Here is a 4,915-nt window from a genome sequence, read left to right as displayed (position 1 = left end):
CGCAGCCTGATGCTCACCGGGCCGCCACCGAAGTTCCACGGAACTCGGGACATCCTCCCCCTACCGTGCGGTGTCAGCGGGTTGAGTGCCCGCCCGCCCGTGAACGCCTTGCGTCGGTCAACCATTCTTGCCGTTGGCGTGTGGCGGGTTTGGCGGCGCGGCAGCGCGGGCACGTCTGAGATGTGCGTGAGCGCCAACCAGCAGCGCACCGGGAAACCACCATCGAAGGGAGCTGTCATGGCAGACGACAAGAGCGGACCGGCAGAAGGCGTCAGCGGCGTCGTGGAAGGCGTCAAGGGAAAGGCCAAGGAGGCAGTGGGCGCGGTCACCGGCCGCGACGATCTGCAGCGTGAAGGCGAAGCGCAACAAGACAAGGCGGATGCACAGCGCGACGCCGCCAAGAAGGAAGCAGAAGCTGAGGGCGCCCGTGGCGCCGCCGACGCCAGCGAGGCCCGTGAAAAGGCCGAGCAGTAGCACGAACGCCGATCTAGAGGCTCGGTCTCGAAAGTGACCGAGCCCCTGGTCGTTGAGAAGGGGCGACGACGGTGCTAGTCGACGTCGCGCAACGTGGGCGAGTACCGGTTCGAGTCGGCGCGCAGGCCTACCGATTTGGGGTCGATCCGGGCGACGTCTTCCCACACGATGAGGAAGGTGCCCCGGTGACGCCAGCGCAGCAGGGCAGCCAGCGTGGCGGGCCGACGGACGTCTGAGCGTTCGTATCCCAAGTAGGACGATCCCGTCCGCGGGCTGACCACCAGGCCGAACAATCTTGGAGGGGCAGGCCCGTCGTCCAGATCGCCCTCCGCCGCGAGGCGGACGTCCACGACGGTCCCGACGCGCTGCGCGGTCGCGTCGACGACGTCGAGGCCCAGGAGTTCACTCAGCTGCACGGCGCCCCCTGGGGATCCGACCGAAAGCCGCCGATGGCGGTCAGGACGCCGAGGGCGATCGCGAAGATCTTCTTCATCAGCGGTAGTCCCGGTCCAGCGCGTCGGCGCCGTCGACGAGGCGTTGGCGCATTGCCTGCGGGTCGGGTTGGCCTGGCAGGGCGCGCACTGCGGCGTTGGCGTCGCTGAGGGTACCGATGAGGTCGGTCATCGCGTGGGTGAGCAGGCCTTGGCGGCCGAGGTCGGCAGGATTATCGGCCTTGAGCGTGGCGATGCTGCTGTAGGACTTGACGATTTCGTCGCGGGCATCGGCCATCTGCACGGCGACCAGATTGCGAGTGGACCGGTGTTGGGTCCAGATATCCAGGGCCAGCGCCGCGGTGCGGGCCGCTGATTGTGTCTCGTCCTTTGCGGTGGCCAGCTGGCCCGACATGCCATCGCGGTTGCTCGGGCAGCTGGTCAGGACGAAGGCGATCACGCCGGCAATGACCAGGAGTCCGGCCACGACACGCCGAGTTCTCACGGCAGTCTCCAGCGGCAACGCACCTCGGTGGACGGGCGGAGGTGAACAGCCATGGCCGTGTCGTCAAATGACGGGGGCTGGGCCATGACTGGAGAGTAATTGCGGTCAGGCCGGCGAGGGCAGATTCCAGCCAGCGGCGTCGAACATTGGTGATGGACAATGGAGCGCTGGTGTCCACGTTTCATCCACCCCGTACGTGGGAATGGTGAATCGATCGAATTCTCGTCGGCGGTAGGGAACGGCCGGAAGGTGGGTGAGCGTGATGGCAGGAGCCGCGGACGATGAAGGACCGCACGTTCCTCGCGAGCGGGGCGAAGGACACGTCGGTCCGCTGGATGGCCCACCCGGCGCAGCGGGTGGATCGCTGTTTTCTGGTTTGAATGCATTGTGCGAGACGGTGGCTCGGTTGTCCAGCGCAGATGGCGCGGCGGTCGCCGTGTTCGCCCCATCGCGGTCGCCGGAGTTAGTGCATGCCACCGACGCGGTGGCTCAGCAGATCGACGATCTTCAGTTCACCTTGGGAGAAGGTCCCTGCGTGGACGCTTACACGATGGTTTTACCGCAGCTGTGCCCACGGCTGGACACCGACCGTCAGCTCAACCGCTGGCCTGCATTCTGCGACGGCGCCATCGAACTGGGCGTGCGAGCGGTGTTCGCATTCCCCCTGGTGGCCCCGAGAGGCGCCCTCGGAGTCCTCGAGCTCTACCGGCGGACACCCGGAGCCATGGCGCCTGGGCAGCTCGCGTCAGCGTCGGTGTGCGCGAGCACGATCGCGGACACACTCGTGTCCAACTGGGTCAGTCAGCTCTCCGGAGCAATCGACGCGGTGGCCGCGATCGAGGCGGCATCGTCGGACCCAGATGGCCCGCTGACGGCAGGCAACCAATTCTCCCGGGCCCGGGTGTACATCGCGTCAGGCATGGTGGCGGTGCAGTTGGGCGTCTCTGCTGACGAGGGCTTGGCCCGACTGCGTGCCTACACCTACGCACAGGGCCGGTCCATCACCGACGTCGCGGCAGACATCGTCGCAAAACATCTGTCGCTGCGAGGGTTTCGCGACGACCGGAGCGACGGATGACGAACACAAACAATCATCGCCGATGTCGTTGACACCATTGAGTAACATCACGGCCTCCTACGACGTTGATTTCGTCGAGTCGAAGGTGCGAGTGCGGGCACCCGTCTGGCCGAGAAGTGCGCGCATCGTCCTGGCGTTGCGCACCGCGTTGCCGTCGCCGTCGTTGTTGAAGTAGGCCAACACATCTCGGCCCTGCTGATCCCATTCCCTGATCCGTTCGCCCCACCAGCGCAGGTCGTCCGAGCTATAGGAGCCCGCGTACAGGACATTGCTGTCAGGTCCGTGCAGACGGACGTAGACGAGCTGTGCGGTGGCCTTCAGCACGCACGGCAGACCTGCGCCGCTCATCACCACGTAGGAGGCGCCGCGCCGCTCGAGCAGGTCGTACACGGCAGGGTCGTCCCACGACGGGTGCCGGAACTCGGCAGCTACCCGCACCCCCGCGGGAAAGCAGCCGAGGAAGTAGTCGAGCCGGACATCGTCGCGTTCCTGGGCGGGATGCAGTTGTACGAGCACGGCTCCGCGCCGATCCTGCAGCACGTCCCACGCTCGTGCGATCCTCTCCACCCACTGTTCGGGCGAACGTAGACGTCGTGCATGGGTCAGACCGCGAGCGGCCTTCACCGACATCGTGAAGCCGGCGGGCAGGTGGTCCCGCCACCGTTCGAAAGTCTCATCCTTCGGCCAGCGATAGAAACTGGCGTTCAGCTCGACCGTGTCGAACTCTTCGACGTACCGGTCGAGACGCGCTCCCGCCGTCACCCCGGGCCCGTACAGCACGTCCTTCCAATGGTCGTACGACCATCCCGACGTGCCTATCTGGATCACCACGACAATCGAGATACCCGCGGTGGGCGTCGCTCAAGCGGATGGTGGCGCGGCTGGCATCGGCCTCGCGATTGCCGTGGGGGCGAGGGAGTCGACCAGCGACGGACTGTCGACGGTGAATCCTCGTCGACGTTGCGTGCAGATCAGGCGACGACGCGAAACCTCTTCAGGGTCGGGTCGGCCGGGTCCGGAAGTGTCATGCCTGCGTCGAGTCCGGACCGCAAGTAGTCGATGACGGCGTCGTTCAAGAGTTCACCGGGCACCACGGCGGGGATGCCGGGGGGATAGGGAGTGATCTGTTCGGCGGCGATCCGGCCGCTCGCCTCGTCGGCCGGCACCATCTCGGTGGGACCGAAGAACGCATCTCGGGGCAACTGCGCCGTGACCAGTTGCAACTCGTCGGGGGACGGCAGATTGATCGTTGGCGGTGGCTCGAAGTCGTCGGCGGCAGATCGCCAAGCAGTTAGACCGTCGACGAGCCTGCCGGCGGTGAGGGCATCGTCGGCCATGGACAAGGTCGCAAGGATGCGCCGATGATCGCTTAGTCCGACGTCGAGGTGGCGGTGTTCGCGCAGCCAGTCCGCGGCCTGGTATCCCGACGTGCCCGTTGCCGAGACGTCGATCAGTATCTGCATCCGGTCCAGATCGTGCGAGGCTTCGATACCGAGCAATTCACTGTCGAGCACCTCGACGTCGCGAATCTGTTCGATTCGATCGCGTAAATCGTCGGCGAGTTCGATTGCAGCGCCCAGCAATTGGTCGCCGTCCTCGACCATTTGCCGACGCCAGCCGTCGAGCGCGCCGTAGATCAGAACGTTTGGGCTGGTGGTCATCAGCAGATCCGCGCACTTCGATAGCCGATGAGGGTCTACCAGATCGCCCTGAAGGTGGAAGACGGATCCTTGCTCGAAACCCGCGCCCATCTTGTGGACGCTGACCACGCATACGTCGGCGCCGGCATCCATCGCCCAGGTGGGCAGGCCGTCGTGGAAGGGCAGGTGGGCTCCCCAGGCCTCGTCGACGATCAGGGGCTTGCCGCGTTCGTGGCAGATTTCCGCAATCCGCGACAGGTCGGCGCACGTGCCGTAGGGACTCGGACTGACGATCAGCGCGCCTGCGGCGTCGGGATGCTGCTCCCACGCAGCCGATACCTGTTCTGGTGATGGAGGGTGCGAAAAATGCCGTCGCGCATCCCATCTCGGCGTGATCCAGCACGGTTGGACGCCGGAGAAGACCAGACCCGCCACCACTGACTTGTGGCTGTCGCGTCCGAGTAGGAGGCCACCCTGACCCTGGCTGGCGACGGCCATCATCGCCGCCTTGACTGACAGCGAGCTTCCGCAGGTGGAGAAGAAGGCGGCATCGGCACCGACCGCGTCGGCCATCAACTCCTCCGCCGCCTTGAGATATCCGCCGCGGGATCGTCGATCGTCGAGTCCACTCGACGCCAAGACGTCGTCGCGGAAGGGCTCGCGACCCAGGACCGCGACCGTGCGTTGGTCGGCACCGCGGCCCTGCCTATGCCCTGGGGGCGTGAAGCCGTACCGGTCAGTGGCGTGGTATTCGGCGAGAGCGTCGAGGATCGGCGCAGTCGAATGG

The 4,915-nt window shown here is 66.0% G+C and carries 7 protein-coding genes; 2 read left to right on the top strand and 5 right to left on the bottom strand.

From position 1 onward, the window contains the following. The coding region (locus QOI01_RS19810; RefSeq protein WP_526383914.1) for a hypothetical protein at positions 1–239 on the bottom strand (239 nt) is incomplete at its 3' end. Between QOI01_RS19810 and mbp1 the strand changes: the two genes are divergently transcribed. Continuing rightward, on the top strand, positions 238–474 hold the full coding sequence (gene mbp1, locus QOI01_RS19805; protein WP_526383912.1) for a microaggregate-binding protein 1: 237 nt from the start codon (positions 238–240) through the stop codon (positions 472–474). The two genes, QOI01_RS19810 and mbp1, sit on opposite strands and share 2 nt — an antisense overlap. Before the next feature lie 74 nt (positions 475–548). On the opposite strand, the gene QOI01_RS19800 is transcribed toward mbp1, so the two are convergent. Next, positions 549–890: a PRC-barrel domain-containing protein gene (locus QOI01_RS19800; RefSeq protein WP_526383910.1), complete on the bottom strand. Its 342-nt coding sequence runs from the start codon at positions 888–890 to the stop codon at positions 549–551. 76 nt (positions 891–966) lie between these two features. Further along, positions 967–1,410, bottom strand: coding sequence for a hypothetical protein (locus QOI01_RS19795; protein ID WP_526383908.1), 444 nt, complete (start codon positions 1,408–1,410; stop codon positions 967–969). A 262-nt stretch (positions 1,411–1,672) separates the two neighbouring features. Between QOI01_RS19795 and QOI01_RS19790 the strand changes: the two genes are divergently transcribed. After that, positions 1,673–2,488: an ANTAR domain-containing protein gene (locus tag QOI01_RS19790; protein ID WP_526383906.1), complete on the top strand. Its 816-nt coding sequence runs from the start codon at positions 1,673–1,675 to the stop codon at positions 2,486–2,488. 57 nt (positions 2,489–2,545) lie between these two features. Here QOI01_RS19790 and QOI01_RS19785 read toward each other — a convergent pair whose 3' ends face one another. Both QOI01_RS19785 and QOI01_RS19780 read right to left on the bottom strand, forming a co-directional pair. Beyond that, positions 2,546–3,319, bottom strand: a complete 774-nt coding sequence (locus QOI01_RS19785) for a DUF72 domain-containing protein (protein ID WP_526383904.1) — start codon at positions 3,317–3,319, stop codon at positions 2,546–2,548. A gap of 140 nt (positions 3,320–3,459) precedes the next feature. Further along, positions 3,460–4,915: aminotransferase class I/II-fold pyridoxal phosphate-dependent enzyme (locus QOI01_RS19780; protein WP_526383902.1), on the bottom strand; the 1,456-nt coding region annotated here is incomplete at its 5' end.

Source organism: Mycobacterium sp., from assembly GCF_032162605.1.
Classification (GTDB): Bacteria; Actinomycetota; Actinomycetes; order Mycobacteriales; family Mycobacteriaceae; genus Mycobacterium.
Note: the sequence above shows the minus strand (reverse complement) of the source record. Positions and strands in the feature narration are given on the sequence as shown.